1 protein-coding gene is annotated in these 485 nt (G+C 43.5%); it reads left to right on the top strand.

What is annotated here, in order from left to right; genetic code table 11:
- Positions 1 to 107: 107 nt before the first annotated feature.
- On the top strand, positions 108 to 485 hold a 378-nt coding region (locus HC176_RS16285; RefSeq protein WP_167920055.1), incomplete at its 3' end, for a PCRF domain-containing protein.

Genomic DNA, 485 nt, shown 5'->3' with positions numbered 1-485 from the left:
AATAATTACACAACTTAAAATTATATTGAAGAATTTTTTATGCCTCTCTAAATCCATCAATGGAATCCAACGGATTTATCGTAAATTTGCCCCTTTAAGGAGATGTTATGATCGAGAAATTAAATATTGTGAAGCAGCGTTTTGACGAGGTGAATGACCTTATCATTCAGCCTTCTGTGATCGCAGATCAAAAGCGCTATATTGAGCTGAACAAGGAGTACAAGGAGCTTAAGAAACTCATGGAGGTTCGCGCCGAATACCTGAGCCTTATTGAAAATAAAAAGGAAGCCGAAGAGATCATTGCCGATGGCAGCGATCCCGAAATGACCGATATGGCCAAAATGCAGCTGGAAGAGGCCAAGGAGAAGATCCCGGGGATGGAGGAGAAGATCAGGATGATGCTTGTACCTAAAGATCCTGAGGATGCCAAGAACGTGGTGATGGAGATCCGTGCCGGTACCGGTGGGGATGAGGCGAGTATTTTC

Source organism: Tamlana crocina (assembly GCF_012037625.1).
This window is presented reverse-complemented; position numbering and strand designations above follow the sequence as displayed.